Origin of the sequence: Streptomyces sp. NPDC058534, assembly GCF_042717365.1 — a bacterium.
In the GTDB taxonomy this organism is placed as follows: domain Bacteria; phylum Actinomycetota; class Actinomycetes; order Streptomycetales; family Streptomycetaceae; genus Streptomyces.
The window spans coordinates 17,345-36,965 of record NZ_JBHXNW010000070.1 but is presented as its reverse complement, the minus strand read 5'-3'; the positions used below and the strand labels follow the sequence as shown (position 1 = coordinate 36,965).

Below are 19,621 nucleotides of genomic sequence, written 5' to 3'. Positions count from 1 at the left end.
AGCCCCCAAACATACTCCCACTCTCGGGCCGACCGCTCCCCACCGTCTCTATAGCCCAAAATACCCCCCACCCGGTCACAGGGGGGGGCGTTCTTCGCCGTCGTAAGATGCGCAGCTCCGCTCCGGAACAGATCGCGTGCGACCATGCTCGCAGGCGCGTCTTGCGCCCCGTCGCGCGCGAGCACCCTACCCCCCGCGCGCGAGATGCAGGGGGCAGGGCGCTCGTTCACATCAGGTCAAGAACCGGCAAGTTGGCGCAGCACGTACTGCGACGTGCTTCCACTGCCCGGTAGTTCTGCAGGATTTCGAGGACGATGGCGTTCTGGCATTGATCCCCGCATAAGATCGCCGCAATGCCCGTGGTTTCCGGGGGTGGAGGGCAGACCTGGCCGAGTTTTCCTACCGCCAACGCAGCACCTCGACACGCGCGGCACGGCGAGTCAACGTGCTCCGTCGGCGGTTGCCCCGTATTCCCCAGGGGCGAGCGAGACCATGCGGAAGCGGCGGATCGTCACCGTCACCACCGCGACCGCCCACGACAACCACTACCTCGCGGTCTTCCCCACCGAGCCACCTGCACGTGGTCACCGCCAGCCGAGCGGTCATCGCCTGCCTGCGACAGGTAGGCCGCCGCACGGCGAAGGACTTCGTTCTCCTGCTCCAGCAGACGGACCCGCTTCTTCAGCTCACGGTTCTCCGCCGACTCGGACCTGGTGACACCGGGCTTCTCGCCGTCCTCCACGGCGGCCTGGCGCAGCCACTTGGACAGCGTTATCAGCTTGCCGCGTTCATCAACCTGCGGGTCCTCAACCCCGAGCACGAGCACTGGCGGCGCGGCATCGAGGCCGCCGTCATCTACGCCCGCGAGCACGGCGACCTCAAGGTCCCGTTCACGTACCGGGTGCCCGGCGGCGAGGACCAGGCGGTGGAGGCCGAGGGGTGGCCGGCCTCGCTCGCCAACTTCCCGCTCGGGCAGTGGATCGCGGACGCCCGGCGCTTCTACGCCCGCGGCGACATAGACGAGGACCGCGTCGCCCAGCTGGAGAAGCTGGGCATGGTGTGGTCGCACTTCGACGTCGCGTGGGAGGAAGGTCTCGCGGCGGCGCGCGGGTGGGCGGCCGAGGGGGGCCACCTGCTGGCTCGGCTGGGACAACCTGACGACCGTGCAGCAGTGGATGTGCGAGCAGGTCCTCGGGATCGAGCCCGCGGCCGAGGACGAGAAGCCACAGCCGCGCCGTACGCAGGCCGACAAGTGGGCGATGAACTACGAGGCCGCCAAGCAGTTCTTCGAGCGCGAGGGGCACCTGCGGGTCCCGAGGAAGCACATCGAACGGATCGTCGGCGAGGACCAGGAGGAGCGGGAGCTCCGGCTCGGGGCGTGGATCGGGAACCAGCGCAGCCGGGCCGCGACGTTGTCCCCGGAGCGCGTGGAGCAGCTGTCCGCTATCGGCATGCGCTGGACATAGCCACAGCAGTCCCGGTCGCAGAGGGGCCGGGCAGGTCGGGTCGTCCGCACTCAGAGGGCGGTATGAGAGTGCATAGGGGTTTTGTCGTCACCTGAACGTGTGGCGGTGCGGCATCCCGGCCGGCCGGCGGCCATGGGCATGCTGGGCTGGGCACCGTGAGCGAGCGCAAGCCCTATAAGACCGACGTGAGCGACGAGCAGTGGGCGCTGGTCGAGCCTGTGATCGCCGCGTGGAAGGCCGCGCATCCCTCGGTCAGCGGCCATCAGGGTCGGTACGAGATGCGGGAGATCGTCAACGCGCTGCTCTACCAGGGTCGGACCGGTTGCCAGTGGGAGCTGCTCCCGCACGACTTTCCGCCGCCCGGCGCGGTGAAGTACTACTTCTACACCTGGCGTGACGACGGCATCGACCAGACCATTCACGACCTGCTGCGCTGGCAGGTGCGGGAGATGGCGCGTCGGAAGGCGGACCCGAGCCTGGTGGTGCTCGACACCCAGAGCGGGCACGCGGCGGCCGGAGTGCCCGCTGAGTCGACGGGGCGCGATGCGGCAAAAGAAAGTACCGGGCCGCAAGCGCGGCCTGGCCGTTGACGTTCTGGGGCTGGTGATCGCGGTGGCCGTGGCGGCCGCGTCGGCGCACGAGAACGCCGTCGGGATCGCGCTGCTGGACAAGGTCGCCGCCGACACCGACGCCGTGGAGAAGGCCCTGGTCGACCAGGGCTTCAAGAACGCCGTCGTCGCGCACGGGGAGAAGGTGGGCATCGAGGTGGAGGTCGTGGAGCGCAATCCCGCGCAGACCGGGTTCGTTCCCCAGGCCAAGCGGTGGGTCGTGGAACGCGCCTATGGGATCTTGATGCTGCACCGCAGGCTGGTGCGCGACTACGAGCATCTGCCCCGCAGTTCGGAGTCGCGGGTGTACTGGGCGATGACCGCGGTGATACTGCGCCGGTTGACCGCGGCGACCGTGCCCGCCTGGCGCACCGCGTGACCGGCGGGGAGCTGACGCTCGGCGCGGTGCTGGCACGGCTGGAGGAGCGGGAACGCGAGATCACTGCGCAGGCCGAGACCACGCGGGAACAGATCACGCGGCTGACCGCACAACTCGACGAACTCGGCCGGGCCGCCGAAGAAGTCCGGATCACCCGCAAGACACTGCTGGGGCTGCCCGACCCGCAACCGCCCTCGCCGCCGGCACCGAGACTGCCGGACCATTTGGCCTACCAGCAGATCATGGCGGTGTTCACCGCGGCCGACCATCCGCTGCGTGCGCGGCACGTGTGCGAGGCGATGGACGTGGCGGTCGCGCCCAACAACATCAACAACGTCCGCCTCAAGCTCAAGCGGCTGACCGGCCGCGGGATCCTGGCCGAGACCGAGCCATGCTTGTTCACCCAGCCTCGGCCGTAGTCGACCGACGTCGCCACGACCTGCCCGCTTGCCCCGCACGAAACGAAGAATCGGGCATCAGGTCTCATACCGCCCTCTTACAGAGCTGCTTACCTTGCGCCTGCCGAAAAACTCATCCGTCCTGGTGGGGTCGAGCGCGGGCGCTTGGGCGGGTGCTCTGGGCACCTGGCGAGTGCCCCGGCAGGATGATCTGTCGTGCTGCTTCGACTTGCCTGTCTGGGTGTGGCGAACGTGTTCGCCCTGCTGCGGCTGCGACACCGGTGAGCAACCAGGACAAGGACGCGGAGATCCTCGCGCTGCGTCATCAGATCACCGTGCTGGAACGCCAGCTCGGCCGGGATCGGGTGCGGTTCGCCCCGAGTGACCGAGTGTTCCTGGCCGCGCTACTGCACCGGCTCCCGCGCGGTGTGCTGCGCCGGGCCACTTGGTGAGTCCGTACCTGCTCCTGCATCTTCCCCCATGCCCACCGCGCTGGACCAACTGGCTAGCGGCGCTCGTTCGCCACACGCTCGCAAGGACAGAAGAACCCCGCACCTGGTACCAGGTGCGGGGTTCTTCTGTCGTCGTAGGATGCGCAGCTCCGCTCCGGGAACAGATCGCGTGCGATCATGCCCGCAGGCGCTTCCGCCCCGTCGCGCGCGAGCGCCCTGCCCCCGCGCGCGAGATGCAGGGGCGCTCGTTCACATCAGGTCAAGAACCGACAAGTTCGCGCAGCACGTACTGCAGGATGCCGCCGTTGCGGTAGTAGTCCGCCTCACCGGGGGTGTCGATGCGGACGACAGCGTCGAACTCGACGCCGGTGTCGGTGGTGACCTTGACCGTGCGCGGGGTCGTGCCGTCGTTCAGCTCGGTGACGCCGGAGACGGAGAAGGACTCCTCGCCGGTCAGGCCGAGGGAGGCCGCGGACTGGCCCTCCGGGAACTGGAGCGGCAGGACGCCCATGCCGATGAGGTTCGAGCGGTGGATGCGCTCGTACGACTCGGCGACGACGGCCTTGACGCCGAGGAGCGCGGTGCCCTTGGCGGCCCAGTCGCGGGACGAGCCCGAGCCGTACTCCTTGCCCGCCAGGACGACGAGCGGGATGTTCTGCTCGATGTAGTTGCGGGAGGCGTCGTAGATGAACGACACCGGCCCGTCAGCCTGGGTGAAGTCGCGGGTGTAGCCGCCCTCGGTGCCCGGCGCGATCTGGTTGCGCAGGCGGATGTTGGCGAAGGTGCCGCGGATCATGATCTCGTGGTTGCCGCGGCGCGAGCCGTAGCTGTTGAAGTCGCGGCGTTCGACGCCGTGCTCCGTGAGGTACTTGCCGGCCGGGGTGTCGGCCTTGATGGCGCCGGCCGGGGAGATGTGGTCGGTGGTGACCGAGTCGCCCAGCTTGGCGAGCACGCGGGCGCCGGAGATGTCCTCGACCGGGGCCGGCTCCATGCCCATGCCCTCGAAGTACGGGGGCTTGCGGACGTAGGTGGACTCGCCGTCCCACTCGAAGGTGTCGCCGGTCGGGATCGGCAGCGCCTGCCACTGGGCGTCGCCCGCGAAGACGTCGCTGTAGGACTTGGAGAACATGTCCTCGCCGATGGAGTTGGCGACGACGTCGTTGACCTCGGCCTCGGAGGGCCAGATGTCCTTGAGGAAGACCGGGTTGCCGTCCTGGTCGGCGCCCAGGGCGTCCTTGGTGATGTCGACCTTCATGGAGCCGGCGAGGGCGTAGGCGACGACCAGCGGCGGGGACGCCAGGTAGTTCATCTTGACGTCGGGGTTGATCCGGCCCTCGAAGTTGCGGTTGCCGGAGAGCACCGAGGTGACGGCGAGGTCGTGGTCGTTGACGGCCTTGGAGACCTCGTCCGGCAGCGGGCCGGAGTTGCCGATGCAGGTGGTGCAGCCGTAGCCGACGAGGTTGAAGCCGACCTTGTCGAGGTACGGGGTCAGGCCCGACTTCTCGAAGTAGTCGGTGACGACCTTGGAGCCCGGGGCGAGGGTGGTCTTGACCCACGGCTTGCGGGTCAGGCCCTTCTCGACCGCCTTCTTGGCCACCAGGGCGGCGGCGACCATGACGTACGGGTTGGAGGTGTTGGTGCAGGAGGTGATGGCGGCCACCGTCACGGCACCGTGGTCCAGCTCGTAGGTGGTGCCGTCGGGGGCGGTGACCTGGACCGGGTTGGACGGGGCGCCGTTCGGGGTGACGGCCGGGGCGTCGGAGGCCGGGAAGGACTCGACGCCCGCCTCGTCCACGCTGTCCACGTAGTTGCGGACGTCCAGCTTGAACTGCTGGGCTGCGTTCGCGAGGACGATGCGGTCCTGCGGGCGCTTCGGGCCGGCGATGGAGGGCACGACCGTCGCCAGGTCGAGCTCCAGCTTCTCGGAGAAGTCGGGCTCGGCCTTCGGGTCCAGCCAGAGGCCCTGCTGCTTGGCGTAGGCCTCGACGAGCGCGACCTGCTGGTCGCTGCGGCCGGTCAGGCGCATGTAGTTCAGCGTCTCGTCGTCGATCGGGAAGATCGCGGCGGTGGAGCCGAACTCCGGCGACATGTTGCCGATGGTGGCGCGGTTGGCGAGACTCGTGGCCGCCACACCCTCGCCGTAGAACTCGACGAACTTGCCGACGACGCCGTGCTTGCGGAGCATCTCGGTGATGGTCAGCACGAGGTCGGTGGCGGTGGTGCCCGGCTGCAGCTCACCGGTGAGCTTGAAGCCGACGACGCGCGGGATCAGCATGGAGACCGGCTGGCCGAGCATCGCGGCCTCGGCCTCGATGCCGCCGACGCCCCAGCCGAGGACGCCGAGGCCGTTGACCATGGTGGTGTGCGAGTCGGTGCCGACCAGGGTGTCGGGGTAGGCCTTGCCGTCGCGGGTCATGACGACGCGGGCCAGGTGCTCGATGTTCACCTGGTGGACGATGCCGGTGCCGGGCGGGACCACCTTGAACTCGTCGAAGGCGGTCTGGCCCCAGCGCAGGAACTGGTAGCGCTCCTTGTTGCGGCCGTACTCCAGGTCGACGTTCTGCTTGAAGGCGTCGTTGGTGCCGAACTTGTCGGCGATCACGGAGTGGTCGATGACCAGCTCGGCCGGGGCCAGCGGGTTGATCTTCGCCGCGTCACCGCCCAGCTCCTTGACGGCCTCGCGCATGGTGGCGAGGTCCACGACACAGGGCACGCCGGTGAAGTCCTGCATGATCACGCGGGCCGGCGTGAACTGGATCTCCTGCGACGGCTGGGCCTGCGAGTCCCAGCCGCCGAGGGCACGGATGTGGTCGGCGGTGATGTTCGCGCCGTCCTCGGTGCGGAGCAGGTTCTCCAGCAGCACCTTCAGGCTGTAGGGAAGGCGCGCGGAGCCCTCGACCTTGTCCAGCCGGAAGATCTCGTACGACTCGTCGCCCACCCGCAGCGTGCTGCGGGCGTCGAAGCTGTTCGCCGACACGACAGTCTCCTTCATTCATGTGCGCGTACCACCGCATCCTGCCGCCACGCCGCCCTGGCTTATCCGCTGAGGTAGGGCTAAGTTAGGTAAGCCTTACCACCAGGCCCGATAGCGGCGTGCGACTGCGGTGCGCCTCGGCAGATATCTCGATGTCGAGATAACTCTAGTACATGGGGGCGGCCCGGTCATGCCCGGGCGCTGTGTGGCGTGCGCCCCACCGTGTACCCACCCGGGTGACCCGTGCGGCCATCACTACGCCGAACGGGGGTATCCGATGCGAGCCGGACAGCCCCGGCACTACTCGGACGGAGGCACGATGCCCCTCACATTCCGCAAGAGTTTCCGAATCCTCCCCGGAGTGCGCCTGAACATCAACAAGCGTTCGTGGTCCATCACCACCGGCGGCAAGAACGGCCCGCGCCACACCCGCAGCAGCACGGGACGTCGTACGACATCGATGGATTTGCCCGGACCTTTCGGATGGCGCCGCACCACCACGAGCAAGCGCCGCTGAGGCACGCTTGACGTCGCGTCACCCGAACGGACCCCCCGAGAGGCGCCATCTCATATCTGAGATAGCCTCAACCTCATGGCAGACGACTACCTCGTACGCATCGGCAGGCTCATCCGTGACGCCCGGCAGCACCGCGGCTGGACCCAGTCACAGCTTGCGGAGGCGCTCAACACCAGTCAGAGCGCCGTCAACCGCATCGAGCGCGGCAACCAGAACATCAGCCTTGAGATGATCGCCCGTATCGGCGAAGCGCTGGACAGCGAAATCGTCTCCCTGGGCTACGCGGGTCCGATGCACCTGCGCGTGGTCGGCGGCCGACGCCTCTCGGGCGCCATCGACGTCAAGACCAGCAAGAACGCCTGCGTGGCCCTGCTGTGTGCCTCGCTGCTCAACAAGGGGCGCACGGTGTTGCGCCGGGTGGCCCGCATCGAGGAGGTCTACCGCCTCCTGGAGGTGCTCAACTCCATCGGCGTGCGCACCCGCTGGATCAACGACGGCACCGACCTGGAGATCGTGCCGCCGGCCGAGCTGGACATGGAGGCCATCGACGCCGAGGCGGCGGTGCGCACCCGCTCGATCATCATGTTCCTCGGCCCGCTGCTGCACCGCATGGACCGCTTCCGGCTGCCCTACGCCGGCGGCTGCGACCTCGGCACCCGGACCATCGAGCCGCACATGATCGCGCTGCGCCGGTTCGGCCTGGACGTCGCGGCGACCGAGGGCCACTACCACGCGGTGGTCGACCGTCAGGTGCGCCCGGACCGCCCGATCGTGCTGACCGAGCGGGGCGACACGGTCACCGAGAACGCCCTCCTCGCCGCCGCCCGGCACAACGGCGTCACCGTCATCCGCAACGCGTCCTCGAACTACATGGTCCAGGACCTCTGCTTCTTCCTGGAGGCCCTGGGCGTCCGCGTCGAGGGCATCGGCACCACCACCCTCACCGTGCACGGCATGCCGGTCATCGACGCCGACGTGGACTACTGCCCCTCCGAGGACCCGGTCGAGGCGATGAGCCTGCTGGCCGCCGCGGTGGTCACGGAGTCCGAGCTGACGGTCCGCCGGGTCCCGATCGAGTTCCTGGAGATCGAGCTGGCGGTCCTGGAGGAGATGGGCCTCGACCACGACCGCACGCCCGAGTACTTCGCGGACAACGGCCGTACGCGGCTGGTGGACCTGACCGTCCGCCCCTCCAAACTGGAGGCGCCGATCGACAAGATCCACCCCATGCCCTTCCCGGGCCTGAACATCGACAACGTCCCGTTCTTCGCGGCCATCGCCGCCTCCGCGCAGGGCCAGACCCTCATCCACGACTGGGTCTACGACAACCGCGCCATCTACCTGACCGACCTGAACCGCCTCGGCGGCCGCCTCCAGCTCCTGGACCCCCACCGCGTCCTGGTCGAGGGCCCCACCCGCTGGCGCGCCGCCGAGATGATGTGCCCGCCCGCCCTGCGCCCCGCCGTGGTCGTCCTGCTCGCGATGATGGCCGCGGAGGGCACGTCGGTGCTGCGCAACGTGTACGTCATCAACCGCGGCTACGAGGACCTGGCGGAGCGGCTGAACTCGATCGGGGCGCAGATCGACATCTTCCGGGACATCTGAGAGTTCCACGTCGCCGGCGTCCGCGAAAACGGGCACCGGCTCAGCCTGACGCTTTCCGCCAGGCACCGCTCAGGCTGTCGCGAGACCTCTGGCCAGGTCAGGACCATCCCCACTCACCGCCCCGCCTGTGGACCCGGAGCGTCAGACGAGCGTCATGACCGACAACCCCGCCCGGCCTGAGGTCCCCCGCGCGGGGTGCGACGCAGGCGGGGCCGGAGGGACGTGTCGCCCCTCCGGCCCCGCCGTGCTGCCTGGGCCCCGCCGGCCTCCGCGCGGGACCGGTTGTCCCTGGGGCTCAGGCGGTCGGCGGGTCCGCCGGTCAGTAGGCGGAGTCGACGTTGTCCATGGAACCGTACTTGTCGGCCGCGTAATTGCTGGCGGCGACGATGTTGGCGACCGGGTCGGTGACGGAGTCCTTGGTGCCCTTGACGTGGTAGGAGTCGAAGGTGGGCTGGATGGTCTGGAGCAGGCCCTTGGAGGGGATGCCGTTCTGAGCGTTGACGTCCCAGTTGTTCTGCGCGTTCGGGTTGCCGGACGACTCGCGCATGATGTTGCGGTGCAGGCCCTCGTAGGTGCCCGGGATGTTCTTGGCGTCCATGACGTCCAGGGCGGTGCGGATCCAGCCGTCGAGGTCGTCGCCGTGCTTCTTCTCGCCGGCCTTGACGATGGCCTCGATCTTGTCGGTCTTGGCCTGGGTCTGCGCGGTGGAGGCCTTGGCCGGCTCGGCGGCGTGCGCCGGGCTCGGGACGAGGGTGAGGGTGACGGCGGCGGCGCCCGCGGCGGCGAGGGAGGCCACGGCGGACTTGCGGATGTTGGGGCGGCGCATGATGGCGTGCATGGGTGTACCTCTCCATTCGGGAACGTGATGGGGAGGCCGACGGGGGGTCGGCGACGCGGTGTCCGCGTTGGACGCGGCTTCGCGTCATCAGGGCCGGTGCCTGGATCACGGACGGGCTCTCCCCGTCCCGGTCCGGCGCTCGGCTCCCCGGTACGCCGAACACACTGCGGAACGTTCCGGCGCCGCGACAAGTGTGTGACCTACTACGCCGCTTCGCAGACCGGCCGCGTGACCGCCTGGACGGCTGGCGACCACGCGGGCGAGCGGCCGTCGGGCGTCTACTAACCCCGGCCCCGTGTGACGTGAGCCCTGTGCGCGCCCTCACAGAGCCAGTCACCCGGCGGCCACCTCTCGTCACCCTGCGGAGGCAGGTGCCTCACTCAACGGAACGGCACAGTCACCGTTCGGGGTCGTCAGGAAGGCCGGCGTCCCGGTACCAGGCGAGGTGGTGCACGAGGACGCGCGTGACGAGGGTGTGTCAGTCGGTACGCGCAGAACTCCACGCCCGCCGCGGCCGGGGGACGCGCTGGGGGTTGCGAACCCGCACTCCGCCCAGACCGTCTTGCCCGGACCTCCTGGCCGGAGGTGCCAGCCCCAGCGGGTGGCGAGACCCGCGACCAGCAGCAGCCCTCGGCCGCTGGTGTCCTGTGGGGCGGGGACGGGGGCGGGCAGGGCGTCCGGTTCGGGTGGTGTGCATTCGGTACGGGTGTCGGTGACCTCGATCCTTCCCGTGCGGGCGGGTTCGCCGGCGTGCAAGAGCAGATGGAAGTCCCGGCTGGGGACGTGACCCGTGCCGTACCGCGTTGACGGTCAGCTCACCGGTGATCAGCACGATCTCCTCGTGCGGGTCGGTGCCGTACGGGATTCCCCAAGCGTCCAACCGGTGTGCGGCCAGCCGGCGGGCGAGGCGGGCGCCCCGTGGGGTGGAGGTGAAACGCATCTCGAAGGTGCGGTTCAAGTCGACGTTCAGGCAGGTGGGTTGGGAGGTGCTGATGGGGCTGGGGAGTTGGCTCGTCATACCGACCACCGTGCCGTCGGGCGCGTAGCGTGACTAGTGGTGACTCACCGACGCGGCCCGTTGTACGCGTTGGGGCGGTACGGGTACGAGACGCGCGGCGTGACGAGGCCGCCGGGGCGGCGTTGGGCCAGGGAGGCGGTAGCGATGACCGAGGTTGCACGCGAGGGGGCCGACACCGTGGTGGCGGACGAGGCGGCACACGCGACGGGGGACACGTCCGGACAGGCTGTGGTCGTCGCGTTCGGGCAGACGATGAAGACGCTGCGGGTACGGGCGGGGCTGGAGCGGGAGGAGTTCGGGCGGCGAATCGGGTATTCGGCGTCCACGGTCGCGTCGTACGAGCAGGGACGGCGGATCCCCTCACCCAGGACCATCGAGCGTGCCGACGAGGTTCTGGACGCGGGCGGGTTGCTGACGGTGTGGAAGGAGCAGGTGGAGCGGGCTCACTATCCGGTGTTCTTCCAGGGGATGGCGACGCTGGAGAAGGAGGCCATCGAACTGCTCGCATATGACGCCCTCGTGGTCAAAGGCTTGCTTCAGACCGAAGAGTACATGCGAGCGTTGCTCGCCATGCGGCGCCCGGTCCTGGACCAAGAGACCATCGAGCAGCGCGTGGCCGCTCGGCTGGCCCGACAAGACATCTTCGACCGCCGGCCTTCACCTCTACTGAGCTTCGTCATGGACGAGTCGGTACTACGGCACCGGTACGGCGGCAAAGGCGTGTTGCGAGGCCAGTTGGAGCATCTGCTACTGGTCGGCCAGAAGCGCAACGTCGAAATCCAGGTGATGCCGACCGTCTGCGAGGACAACGCGGGCGTGAACGGGCCGTTCACGGTCGTCACGCGTAAGGACGGCAAGAAGTTCGTGTACGCCGAGGCACAGTCAACCAGCACCCTTCAGACCGACCCGGAGCAGACGGCGCTCGCCGCCGCCCGCTATGGGATCATCCGATCACAGGCTCTCACTCCGCGAGAGTCCCTTGAGTTCATCGAGAGGTTGCTGGGAGAGCTATGAACACCGCTGAGTACTCGGCCGTCGCGTCCGACCTCGCCTGGTTCAAGAGCAGCTACAGCGGAACTGAGGGCGGCGACTGCGTCGAGGTCGCGGCCATCACCGGAGTTGTACACATCCGTGACTCCAAGGCCTTGACCGGACCCGTCATCCGTGTGTCAGGCGAGGCGTGGGCCGGGTTCATCGGGGAGGCCTGACGGTCGTACACCAAGCATGAGCCCTGCCGCCCGATCAAGGACGGCAGGGCATTCGCACACCCGTGACCGCGCCTTCAGTTCCTCGCGGGCGAAGCGCCGGGGGTCCGCGCTGGACGACGGACGCGCGGGGGATGACGCCGTCGCGGGCACAGACAATGGCGAGCCTCTGGTATTCGAGCCCCTTGAAGCGGTGCATGGTGCCGACGTGGATGTCTCCGTCTCCCTTCACGCCCTCCTTGGTGAGTTCGGCGGCGGTCAGCTCGGTCGCGCTGTGGCTCGGTCTGCACGGCCTCGCCCACCAGCGGGCCGTGGCCCCCTCGTTCCCCTGGCCGCCGGACATCGCCGAACGTCTCATCGGCTCACTGGCGCACCTCACCGGCGGGGCCTCACCCGCCGCGACCGCCGACGACGGCGGGGGGAGCGAGCCGGTGTGAATTCGGGATTGGGTAAGTATCGCAGAAATCGTTCACTCGACTGCCGCGCATCCGACGGAGTAGGCAGACGTTACTTCGGATATGACCGAGGAACACGGGGAATTGACGGCGCTCGGCCCGTACACCGACAGGCCAGGCAAAGATCACTTTCCGTCACCGAGTGACGGAACCCTGACCAGAGGCGGGCACCCCGTTCCTCTCCGGGTGACCGAACCGGTCCTGCAACGCTTCCTGGACGTCATGACAGAACTGGAGACCGGCCTCGCCGAGCGATGGGGCAGGGCGCAGGGCTCCCTGACGTGCCCCCGGGCGGAGTGACCGGCGCGTCGTGCACGAAGAACACACCTACCCGCACATGCCGTACGACGAAGGCCCGTTCGGCACCACGGGCACCTCGGGCACCTCGGGCACCTCGGGCACCGGGCGGCACCGGGCGCCCGAGGAAGCCTTCCGGGAAACCCTCGTCCCGCCGGAACCTGGCTGGGACCCGGCCGAGGAACTCGCGTTCCTGCTCCAGGACGCGGTGGAGCAGCAGCCCGCCGTCCCGTACGGGACGGACACCTCGGCGATCTCCCCGATGCCGGGCACGCCGCTGAGCAATCTGCAGGAAATCACCGCGGAACTGCCCCCGCTGAGAGACGCGCCCACCAGTCACCGCCGCGTCCGCCGCCCGAAGGTGAGCCGGCTGCGCGCCGCGAGCCTGTTCGTGGCGGCGCTGGCCGCGGTCATCGCGGCCTCCGTCAGCCTGTTCGGCGGCATGGTGGCCTACGAGCCGCTGCGCCTGGCCGCCGTCACCCGCACCCGCGGCAGCGTCGTGTCCTGGTGGCCGCTGCTGGTCTACGGGCCCTGGCTGGTGGCCTCGCTGGCGGTGCTGCGGGCGGCGCTGCACCAGCGCCGCGCCGTCCACTCCTGGGCCGTCGTCCTGCTGTTCTCGGCCATCGCGATGCTGCTGTGCGTCGCCGAGGCGCCCCGGACACTCAACGACGGTGCCGCCGCGGCGCTGCCGGGTCTCGCCTCGCTGGTCTGCTTCCAGCAGATCGTCCGGCAGATCACGCTCACCCGTCCGCCCCGGCGGGCGGTGCCGCGCCACCGGCAGCGTGCGGCGGCCGCGCCGGGCAACGAGGCGGCGGACAGGGCGGGTCAGGACCCGGTGTCCCTTCCGCAGCAGCGGCAGAGCACCCAGCGCGCACCGCGGCCCGGCACGAGCCCCAAGAAGCGAACATGACGCTGTGTGACTGATCACGGGGGCTGAAACAGCGCTTCCGAAAGGAGCCCAATTTCTCCCCGCCGCCTGCCGCAGAACGAATGGGTAATTCTTTCTCCGGGAAGTGGTGGAGGAATTGGGCGCCGTCCGCTCAGCCCGCCACCAGCGTCACGTCCTGGTCCTGCCGCGCGTGGAAGCTCGGCAGCGGCAGGCCGCTCGTGGTCCGCAGCTCCATCAGGGTGGCCTCGACCTGGGCCGCGCCGGGCTTGAGCGCGTTGGCTGAGGGCGTGCCGGTGTTGGCCCAGCGGTGCTCCAGGCCGTCGCAGACCGCGCGGGTGCCGCCGATGCCGTGGCGGACGGACGAGTCGCCCTGACGCACGGAGGAGCTGACGAAGACGGCGCCGGTGGCGGCGGTGCAGCGGTAGGTGCCGGAGAGGGTGACGGTGCCGTCGGCGGCGATGCGGCCGGCCGCGTCGACCGTCACGGACTCCGTGACGAGGTGGGTGTCGGCGGGGGCCGCCGTCGCGGCGGGGGCGGCCGGCAGGAACAGGGCGGCGCCGGCGGCCACGGCGAGGGCCGCGGATCGTACGGGCATGGGGGGACCTCCCGATCGGTGGGAATGGGGTGTTCCACTGGTACCGGGCGAACGGGCCGGTGCCGGTGACCGTCACCCCTTCGGTGGCGAGTCCGCGTCGGCCGCCGTCCTCGAACCGTCGCCGGGTTGTCCGGGTGTTGTCACGCTTGTCGCCCGGGTCTTGGCGATGAGTTCTGGGCGGGCGCACGGTCTGTTCATGCGACGGTCCCGACGACGGGACGGTCTCCCGACGTGGAGGTGCGCCATGTGTACCCACCGGTCTTCCTGCCCCGCGGCCGACTCCCCCGTAGCCGACTCCCCCGTAGCCGACTCCCTCGCGGCGCGCGTCGTCGCCGCGCACGTCGTCGCCGCCCACCCGGAGCAGGGGTGGAACCTGCTGTGCGACGGCACGATCGTCTTCGACGACACCGGTGAGCTGCGGCCCGACGGCCGGGTGGTCGCGCCGCGCCGGATGCCCGCCGGGCGCTTGGCGATGGCGGCCTGAGCCTGACCGGCCGCCGGGTACCTCTCAGCGTTTCTCGGCGATGAACTCCCGCAGCAGGGAGGCGAGCAGTTCCGGCTGGTCCTCGGGGATCAGCGTCCGGGCGTCCTCGACCTCCACCAGCCGCCCCTGCGAGAGGAGTTCGGCCAGGCGCCGGCCGTGGGCGCGGGGCATCATCAGGTCCTCGGTCGCCCAGACGACGAGCGCGGGCCGGTCGAACCTCCGCAACCCCCGGGCGGCTTCCAGCAGTTCGTCGCGGCGTACGTGGGTGTTGTAGTGCCGGAAGTCGCGGCGGGTCGCCGGATCGGTGCGCAGCGGGCGCAGCCAGCCGTCGACGACCTCGTCCGGCACGGGCCGCTTGGTGAGGGCGCCGATACCGACGGGGAGGCGGCGCAGCGGCTTCAGGCCCAGGGCGCGGACCAGCAGCGGCACGCCCCCTGGCAGCCGGCAGGCGACGCCGATCAGCTTTCCGGGCAGCCCCGGCGGGTAGTTGTCGAACGCCTCGCACGCGACGAGCGCCAGCCGTGCGAGCCGCTCCGGGTGCCGGGCCGCCACCGTCTGGGCGCGTCCGCAGTCGTTCTCGACCAGGGTCACGTCGGTCAGGTCGAGGCGGTCGAGGAACTCCGCGACCAGTTCGTTGACGAGGTCCGGCGTGGGTGGCCGGGACAGCGGCCGGCGGTGGGCGCCGTAGGGCAGGGTCGGCGCGACCACCCGGTGGTCGGCGCGCAGGTCGGCGACGACCCCGCGCCAGACGGTCGCGATGGGGGCACCGCCCGCGCGAGCGAAGCCGAGCGTGGGGGAGGACGAGGCCGTGGAGGAGGACGACGACCGGGCCGGCGCCGCCGGTGTCCTCGTACTCGATGGTCCCCGCGCTCAGTTCGATGTCCGGCATGCCGGAACTCTAGGGCGGACGCGAGCTCTGCGGCAGTGGGCGCTTCGGCAGTGGGCGCTTCGGCAGTGGGGGCTACGGCAGTACGGCGAAGCCGTCGAGTTCCACCATCGCCCGTTCGTCCCAGAGGCGTACGACCTCCACGACCGCCATCGCCGGGTAGTCGCGGCCGGCCAGCCGGTGCCAGACGCGGCCGAGGTCGGCGGCGTGGGTGCGGTAGGCGGCGACGTCGGTGGCGTAGACGGTGACGCGGGCGAGGTCGGCGGGGGTGCCGCCGGTGGCTCGCAGGGCGGTCAGGAGGTTGGTGAGGGCCTGTTCGAACTGGGCGGGGAGGGTGTCGCCGGTGATCTTGCCGTCGGTGTCCAGGGCGGTCTGGCCGGCCAGGAACACGACGCGGGTGCCGGTGGCGACGACGGCGTGGGAGAAGCCGGTGGGCGGGGAGAGTTCGGGCGGGTTCACCCGTTCGGCGGTCATGTCCCTGCCTCCTCGGTCGTCGTGTCGTGCGTGCGGTACAGCTCCTTGGCGATGATGCCGCGCTGCACCTCGCTCGCGCCCTCGTAGATGCGCGGTGCGCGCACCTCGCGGTAGAGGTGTTCGAGGAGGTGGCCGCGGCGCAGGGCGCGGGCGCCGTGCAGTTGGACGGCCTGGTCGACGACGTACTGGGCGGTCTCGGTGGCGAGGAGTTTCGCCATCGCCGCGCGTCGCGGGACGTCCGGGGCGCCCTCGTCGTACGCCGTCGCCGCCGCGTACACCATCAGGCGGGCGGCCTCGGTGCGCAGGGCCATTTCGGCGACCTGGTGGGCGACGGTCTGGAGGTCGCGCAGCTTGCCGCCGAAGGCGTCGCGGGCGGTGGTGTGCGCGACGGTGGTGTCGAGGGCGGCCTGCGCCATGCCGACGGCGAAGGCGCCGACGCTGGGCCGGAACAGGTTGAGGGTGTCCATCGCGACCCGGAAACCACGGTCCGGCTCGCCGAGCACGTCGTCCGCGGTGACGGGCACGGCGTCGAAGGCGAGGGCGCCGATGGGGTGCGGCGAGAGCATGTCGAGCGGGCTGCCGGAGAGGCCGGGCCGGTCGGCGGGCACGAGGAAGGCGGTCACGCCACGGGCACCGGCGCCGGGAGTGGTGCGGGCGAACACGGTGTAGAAGTCGGCCTCGGGCGCGTTGGAGATCCAGCACTTCTCCCCGGTGAGCCGCCAGCGGGAGCCTCCGTCGGGGTCGGCAACGGGCTGCGCCGCGTCCCGGGTGGCCGGTGCGGGCCCCGTGCCGCGTCCGGCAGCGGGCCGCGGGGCGCCGCGCGCACCGGGCTGCCCGGGGGCGGCCACGTTCGCGTCGTCCTCGGCGGCGGGTGCCACCGCGTCCCGCCCGGGCGGAGTCGCCCCCGTGCCGTGTCCGGCGTCGGACCGGGCCCGGACAGTGCCGGTGCCCTCGGTGGCCCAGGCGGACTCGGCCGACGGGGCCGTGCTCGTGCCGCTCCTCGTGGCCTCCCCCGGCGGGCCCCCGCGCTCCCCCGCCGCGGGCCCCGGCGCGGTCGGCGTCGCCGTGAGGGTCAGGGACGCCGCGTCCGAGCCCGCGTCGGGCTCGCTGAGGGCGAAGGCGGCGATCGTCGTGCCGGCGACGACGCCGGGGAGCCAGCGGGCGCGCTGGGTCTCGGTGCCGTGGGCGTGCACCGGGTGGGCGCCGAGGCCCTGGAGGGCGAGGGCGGTCTCGGCCTCCGTGCAGGCGTGGGCGAGGGACTCGCGCATCAGGCACAGGTCGAGCGCGCCCGAGGTGAACAGGCGGGAGAGCAGGCCGAGGGTGCCGAGTTCGGCGACGAGGGCGCGGTTGACGTGGCCGGGCTCCCCCTTGTCCGCCAGGGGACGCAGCCGTTCGGCGGCCAGGGCGCGCAGGTCCTCGCACCAGGTGAGCTGTGCCGGTTCGAGCGAGAATGCGGTCATCGCCGGTCCTTCCCCTGCTCCGCTGCGGCCGCTGGGTCTCACCCCGAGGTTATCGCGCCCCGTTGACTGTCGTCACCAACGCGATACGCTCGATGCGCGTGCCCACCACGACAAAGGGGGCGAACCGCCATGGCAGCTCCGCATCACGCGGAACCGAGCCGCTCCGCCCACGTCGACACCTTCGCGCGCGAGCACCTGCCGCCCCCCGACCAGTGGCCGCAGCTCCGCTTCGACCTGCCGGAACTGCGCTACCCCGCACGGCTGAACTGCGCCGCCGAGCTGCTCGCCGGCCCGCCCGACGACCGCCCGGTCTTCCGCACCGCCGCCGGGGAAGCCTGGAGCTACGGCCTGCTGCGGGACCGCGTCGACCGGATCGCCCACGCGCTCACCGGCGAGCTGGGCGTCGTCCCGGGCAACCGGGTGCTGCTGCGCGGACCCACCACGCCGTGGCTGGCCGCCTGCTGGCTGGCGGTGCTGAAGGCGGGCGCGGTGGCGGTCACCGTGCTGGCCCAGCAGCGCCCGCACGAGCTGGGCGCGATCTGCGAGATCGCCCGGGTGCGGCACGCCCTGTGCGACGTCCGGGCCGTGGACGACCTCGCCAAGGCGGAGATCCCCGGCCTGCGGATCACGACGTACGGCGGGGACGCCCCCGACGACCTGCTGACCCGTACGGCGGCGGACACGGCGCCCGGCACGCCGTACCCGGCCGTGGACACCGCGGCCGACGACGTGGCGCTGATCGCCTTCACCTCGGGCACCACCGGCCGCCCCAAGGGCTGCATGCACTTCCACCGTGACGTGCTGGCGATCGCCGACACCTTCTCCCGGCACGTGCTCAAGCCGGACCCGGACGACGTCTTCGCGGGCAGCCCGCCGCTCGGCTTCACCTTCGGGCTCGGCGGGCTGGTGATCTTCCCGATGCGGGCCGGCGCGAGCGCGCTGCTGCTCGAACAGGCCGGCCCCAGGCAGCTGTTGCCGGCCGTCGCCGAGCACCGGGTGTCGGTGCTTTTCACCGCGCCGACGGCGTACCGCGCGATGCTCGACGAGCTGGACGGGTACGACGTGTCGAGCCTCAGGCGCTGTGTCTCGGCGGGCGAGAACCTGCCCGCGGTCACCTGGCACGCCTGGTACGAGCAGACCGGCCTGCGCGTCATCAACGGCATCGGCGCCACCGAGCTGCTGCACATCTTCGTCTCCGCGGCCGACGGCGACATCAGACCCGGCACGACGGGCGTCCCGGTGCCGGGCTGGCACGCGCGCGTGCAGGACGCGTCCGGCGTGCCGGTGCCCGACGGGGAGCCGGGACTGCTGGCCGTGCGCGGACCGGTGGGCTGCCGGTATCTCGCCGACCCGCGGCAGCGGGAGTACGTGCGCGACGGCTGGAACATCACCGGGGACACGTACGTGCGCGAGCCCGACGGCTACTTCCGGTACGTGGCCCGGGCCGACGACATGATCATCTCGGCCGGGTACAACATCGCCGGTCCGGAGGTCGAGGACGCGCTGCTGCGGCATCCGGACGTCGTGGAGGCGGCGGTGGTGGGCCGGCCCGACACCCGTCGCGGGCAGGTCGTGGTGGCCCACGCCGTACTGAAGGAGGGCGCCGCTCGGGACGCCGAGGCGCTGCGCGCCTTCCTGCGGGAGGAGCTGGCGCCGTACAAGTGCCCGCGGGAGATCGTCTTCCTGGACGCGCTGCCGCGCACGGCGACCGGCAAGCTCCAGCGGTACCGCCTCCTGTCCGACGACATAAGATGATCAACGTGTACGACCAGCACGCGCAGCACGCCCCGAGGTCCCTCATCGTCACGCTCTACGGCGCCTACGGCCGTTTCGCGCCGGGCCCGGTGCCCGTCGCGGAGCTGATCCGGCTGCTGGCCGCGGTCGCGGTGGACGCCCCCTCCGTGCGCTCGTCGGTGTCCCGGCTGAAACGGCGCGGGCTGCTGCTGCCCGCCCGTACCACCGAGGGCGCGGCCGGCTACGAACTGTCGCCCCAGGCACGCCAGTTGCTGGACGACGGGGACCGGCGCATCTACGCCACGACCCCCCACGACGACGAGGGCTGGGTGCTCGCCGTGTTCTCCGTGCCGGAGTCGGAGCGGCAGAAGCGGCACGTCCTGCGCTCCCGGCTGGCCGGCCTCGGCTTCGGCAGCGCGGCTCCCGGCGTGTGGATCGCGCCGGCCCGGCTGTACGAGGAGACGCGGCACACGCTGGGCCGGCTGGACCTGGACTCCTACGTGGACTTCTTCCGCGGCGAGCACCTGGGTTTCACGCCGACCGCCGAGGCCGTGGCGCGCTGGTGGGACCTGGCCGCGATCGCCAAGGAGCACGAGGCGTTCCTCGACCGCCACGCGCGCGTACTGCGCGCCTGGGAGCACCGGGCGGACACTCCGCCCGAGGATGCCTACCGCGACTACCTCCTCGCCCTGGACTCCTGGCGCCACCTCCCCTACACGGACCCGGGGCTGCCCGCCCGGCTACTGCCCGGCGACTGGCCCGGCACGCGTTCGGCGGCCGTCTTCCGCGCCCTGCACGAGCGGCTGCGCGACGCGGGCGCCCGCTTCGCGGCACTTGGAGCATCAACCAGCCCCGAGGAGTGACCCGCGTCACACTTTCCCGGGATC

The 19,621-nt window shown here is 70.9% G+C and carries 17 protein-coding genes and 4 pseudogenes; 14 read left to right on the top strand and 7 right to left on the bottom strand.

The features are described from left to right. Positions 1 to 445: 445 nt before the first annotated feature. From ACFWR9_RS32675 to ACFWR9_RS32655, 5 genes and pseudogenes are all read left to right on the top strand, one after another. Positions 446 to 997 (top strand): annotated as a pseudogene (locus ACFWR9_RS32675) (helicase associated domain-containing protein); the annotation flags it as partial. Between the two features lie 166 nt (positions 998 to 1,163). Further along, positions 1,164 to 1,466, top strand: coding sequence for a helicase associated domain-containing protein (locus tag ACFWR9_RS32670; protein ID WP_383848436.1), 303 nt, complete (start codon positions 1,164 to 1,166; stop codon positions 1,464 to 1,466). 155 nt (positions 1,467 to 1,621) lie between these two features. After that, a pseudogene (locus ACFWR9_RS32665) lies at positions 1,622 to 2,453 on the top strand (IS5 family transposase). Further along, a complete protein-coding gene (locus tag ACFWR9_RS32660) occupies positions 2,450 to 2,872 on the top strand; it encodes a hypothetical protein (protein ID WP_383848433.1) in 423 nt (140 codons plus the stop codon). Before ACFWR9_RS32665 ends, ACFWR9_RS32660 begins: the two are co-directional and overlap by 4 nt. A 260-nt stretch (positions 2,873 to 3,132) precedes the next feature. Further along, on the top strand, positions 3,133 to 3,303 hold the full coding sequence (locus ACFWR9_RS32655) for a hypothetical protein (protein WP_383848430.1): 171 nt from the start codon (positions 3,133 to 3,135) through the stop codon (positions 3,301 to 3,303). A 259-nt stretch (positions 3,304 to 3,562) separates the two neighbouring features. Here the strand turns inward: ACFWR9_RS32655 and acnA are convergent, their stop codons facing one another. Further along, positions 3,563 to 6,280 (bottom strand): aconitate hydratase AcnA, encoded by a 2,718-nt coding sequence (gene acnA, locus ACFWR9_RS32650; RefSeq protein WP_383848428.1) that lies wholly within the window; start codon positions 6,278 to 6,280, stop codon positions 3,563 to 3,565. Between the two features lie 316 nt (positions 6,281 to 6,596). On the opposite strand from acnA, the gene ACFWR9_RS32645 reads away from it, so the two are divergent. Together ACFWR9_RS32645 and ACFWR9_RS32640 are read left to right on the top strand one after the other, a co-directional pair. Continuing rightward, complete coding sequence (locus tag ACFWR9_RS32645; protein ID WP_079030465.1) at positions 6,597 to 6,794, top strand: DUF4236 domain-containing protein; 198 nt, start codon at positions 6,597 to 6,599, stop codon at positions 6,792 to 6,794. A gap of 75 nt (positions 6,795 to 6,869) precedes the next feature. Next, positions 6,870 to 8,399 carry a helix-turn-helix domain-containing protein gene (locus tag ACFWR9_RS32640; RefSeq protein ID WP_383848426.1) on the top strand — a complete coding sequence of 510 codons (1,530 nt, stop codon included), beginning with the start codon at positions 6,870 to 6,872 and terminating at the stop codon, positions 8,397 to 8,399. Positions 8,400 to 8,718: 319 nt separating this feature from the next. Here ACFWR9_RS32640 and ACFWR9_RS32635 read toward each other — a convergent pair whose 3' ends face one another. Both ACFWR9_RS32635 and ACFWR9_RS32630 read right to left on the bottom strand, forming a co-directional pair. After that, positions 8,719 to 9,237 (bottom strand): transglycosylase SLT domain-containing protein, encoded by a 519-nt coding sequence (locus tag ACFWR9_RS32635; RefSeq protein WP_383848423.1) that lies wholly within the window; start codon positions 9,235 to 9,237, stop codon positions 8,719 to 8,721. A gap of 546 nt (positions 9,238 to 9,783) precedes the next feature. Next, a pseudogene (locus ACFWR9_RS32630) lies at positions 9,784 to 10,255 on the bottom strand (ATP-binding protein); the annotation flags it as partial. A gap of 144 nt (positions 10,256 to 10,399) precedes the next feature. On the opposite strand from ACFWR9_RS32630, the gene ACFWR9_RS32625 reads away from it, so the two are divergent. From ACFWR9_RS32625 to ACFWR9_RS32610, 4 genes are all read left to right on the top strand, one after another. Beyond that, positions 10,400 to 11,269 (top strand): helix-turn-helix domain-containing protein, encoded by an 870-nt coding sequence (locus ACFWR9_RS32625; RefSeq protein WP_383848420.1) that lies wholly within the window; start codon positions 10,400 to 10,402, stop codon positions 11,267 to 11,269. Further along, positions 11,266 to 11,463 carry a DUF397 domain-containing protein gene (locus ACFWR9_RS32620; RefSeq protein WP_383848418.1) on the top strand — a complete coding sequence of 66 codons (198 nt, stop codon included), beginning with the start codon at positions 11,266 to 11,268 and terminating at the stop codon, positions 11,461 to 11,463. The genes ACFWR9_RS32625 and ACFWR9_RS32620 overlap by 4 nt, the downstream gene beginning before the upstream one ends. Positions 11,464 to 11,672: 209 nt before the next feature. After that, a complete protein-coding gene (locus ACFWR9_RS32615) occupies positions 11,673 to 11,897 on the top strand; it encodes a hypothetical protein (protein WP_383848415.1) in 225 nt (74 codons plus the stop codon). A gap of 355 nt (positions 11,898 to 12,252) precedes the next feature. Beyond that, entirely contained in the window at positions 12,253 to 13,122 is an 870-nt protein-coding gene (locus ACFWR9_RS32610) for a DUF2637 domain-containing protein (protein WP_383848469.1), read from the top strand. A gap of 130 nt (positions 13,123 to 13,252) precedes the next feature. Here the strand turns inward: ACFWR9_RS32610 and ACFWR9_RS32605 are convergent, their stop codons facing one another. Then, entirely contained in the window at positions 13,253 to 13,696 is a 444-nt protein-coding gene (locus tag ACFWR9_RS32605; protein WP_383848412.1) for a DUF6299 family protein, read from the bottom strand. Between the two features lie 244 nt (positions 13,697 to 13,940). Here ACFWR9_RS32605 and ACFWR9_RS32600 point away from each other — a divergent pair, with 244 nt between their 5' ends. Then, entirely contained in the window at positions 13,941 to 14,180 is a 240-nt protein-coding gene (locus tag ACFWR9_RS32600) for a DUF5999 family protein (protein ID WP_383848410.1), read from the top strand. 24 nt (positions 14,181 to 14,204) lie between these two features. Here ACFWR9_RS32600 and ACFWR9_RS32595 read toward each other — a convergent pair. The 3 genes and pseudogenes from ACFWR9_RS32595 to ACFWR9_RS32585 form a co-directional block, all read right to left on the bottom strand. Next, positions 14,205 to 15,069: pseudogene (locus ACFWR9_RS32595) on the bottom strand (alpha/beta fold hydrolase). A 72-nt stretch (positions 15,070 to 15,141) separates the two neighbouring features. Continuing rightward, positions 15,142 to 15,540 carry a RidA family protein gene (locus tag ACFWR9_RS32590; RefSeq protein WP_383848409.1) on the bottom strand — a complete coding sequence of 133 codons (399 nt, stop codon included), beginning with the start codon at positions 15,538 to 15,540 and terminating at the stop codon, positions 15,142 to 15,144. After that, a complete protein-coding gene (locus ACFWR9_RS32585) occupies positions 15,537 to 17,000 on the bottom strand; it encodes an acyl-CoA dehydrogenase family protein (protein ID WP_383848406.1) in 1,464 nt (487 codons plus the stop codon). The genes ACFWR9_RS32590 and ACFWR9_RS32585 overlap by 4 nt, the downstream gene beginning before the upstream one ends. A 66-nt stretch (positions 17,001 to 17,066) precedes the next feature. Here ACFWR9_RS32585 and ACFWR9_RS32580 point away from each other — a divergent pair, with 66 nt between their 5' ends. Together ACFWR9_RS32580 and ACFWR9_RS32575 are read left to right on the top strand one after the other, a co-directional pair. After that, positions 17,067 to 18,755: an AMP-binding protein gene (locus tag ACFWR9_RS32580; protein WP_383848467.1), complete on the top strand. Its 1,689-nt coding sequence runs from the start codon at positions 17,067 to 17,069 to the stop codon at positions 18,753 to 18,755. Next, positions 18,752 to 19,597, top strand: a complete 846-nt coding sequence (locus tag ACFWR9_RS32575) for a PaaX family transcriptional regulator C-terminal domain-containing protein (protein ID WP_383848404.1) — start codon at positions 18,752 to 18,754, stop codon at positions 19,595 to 19,597. Before ACFWR9_RS32580 ends, ACFWR9_RS32575 begins: the two co-directional genes overlap by 4 nt. Positions 19,598 to 19,621 lie beyond the last annotated feature (24 nt).

Coding starts and splice junctions, on each gene's coding strand:
- ACFWR9_RS32645 (WP_079030465.1), top strand. CDS start 6,597: ATGCCCCTCACATTCCGCAAGAGTTTCCGAATCCTCCCCGGAGTGCGC.
- ACFWR9_RS32640 (WP_383848426.1), top strand. CDS start 6,870: ATGGCAGACGACTACCTCGTACGCATCGGCAGGCTCATCCGTGACGCC.
- ACFWR9_RS32635 (WP_383848423.1), bottom strand. CDS start 9,237: ATGCACGCCATCATGCGCCGCCCCAACATCCGCAAGTCCGCCGTGGCC.
- ACFWR9_RS32625 (WP_383848420.1), top strand. CDS start 10,400: ATGACCGAGGTTGCACGCGAGGGGGCCGACACCGTGGTGGCGGACGAG.
- ACFWR9_RS32620 (WP_383848418.1), top strand. CDS start 11,266: ATGAACACCGCTGAGTACTCGGCCGTCGCGTCCGACCTCGCCTGGTTC.
- ACFWR9_RS32615 (WP_383848415.1), top strand. CDS start 11,673: ATGTCTCCGTCTCCCTTCACGCCCTCCTTGGTGAGTTCGGCGGCGGTC.
- ACFWR9_RS32610 (WP_383848469.1), top strand. CDS start 12,253: ATGCCGTACGACGAAGGCCCGTTCGGCACCACGGGCACCTCGGGCACC.
- ACFWR9_RS32605 (WP_383848412.1), bottom strand. CDS start 13,696: ATGCCCGTACGATCCGCGGCCCTCGCCGTGGCCGCCGGCGCCGCCCTG.
- ACFWR9_RS32600 (WP_383848410.1), top strand. CDS start 13,941: ATGTGTACCCACCGGTCTTCCTGCCCCGCGGCCGACTCCCCCGTAGCC.
- ACFWR9_RS32590 (WP_383848409.1), bottom strand. CDS start 15,540: ATGACCGCCGAACGGGTGAACCCGCCCGAACTCTCCCCGCCCACCGGC.
- ACFWR9_RS32585 (WP_383848406.1), bottom strand. CDS start 17,000: ATGACCGCATTCTCGCTCGAACCGGCACAGCTCACCTGGTGCGAGGAC.
- ACFWR9_RS32575 (WP_383848404.1), top strand. CDS start 18,752: ATGATCAACGTGTACGACCAGCACGCGCAGCACGCCCCGAGGTCCCTC.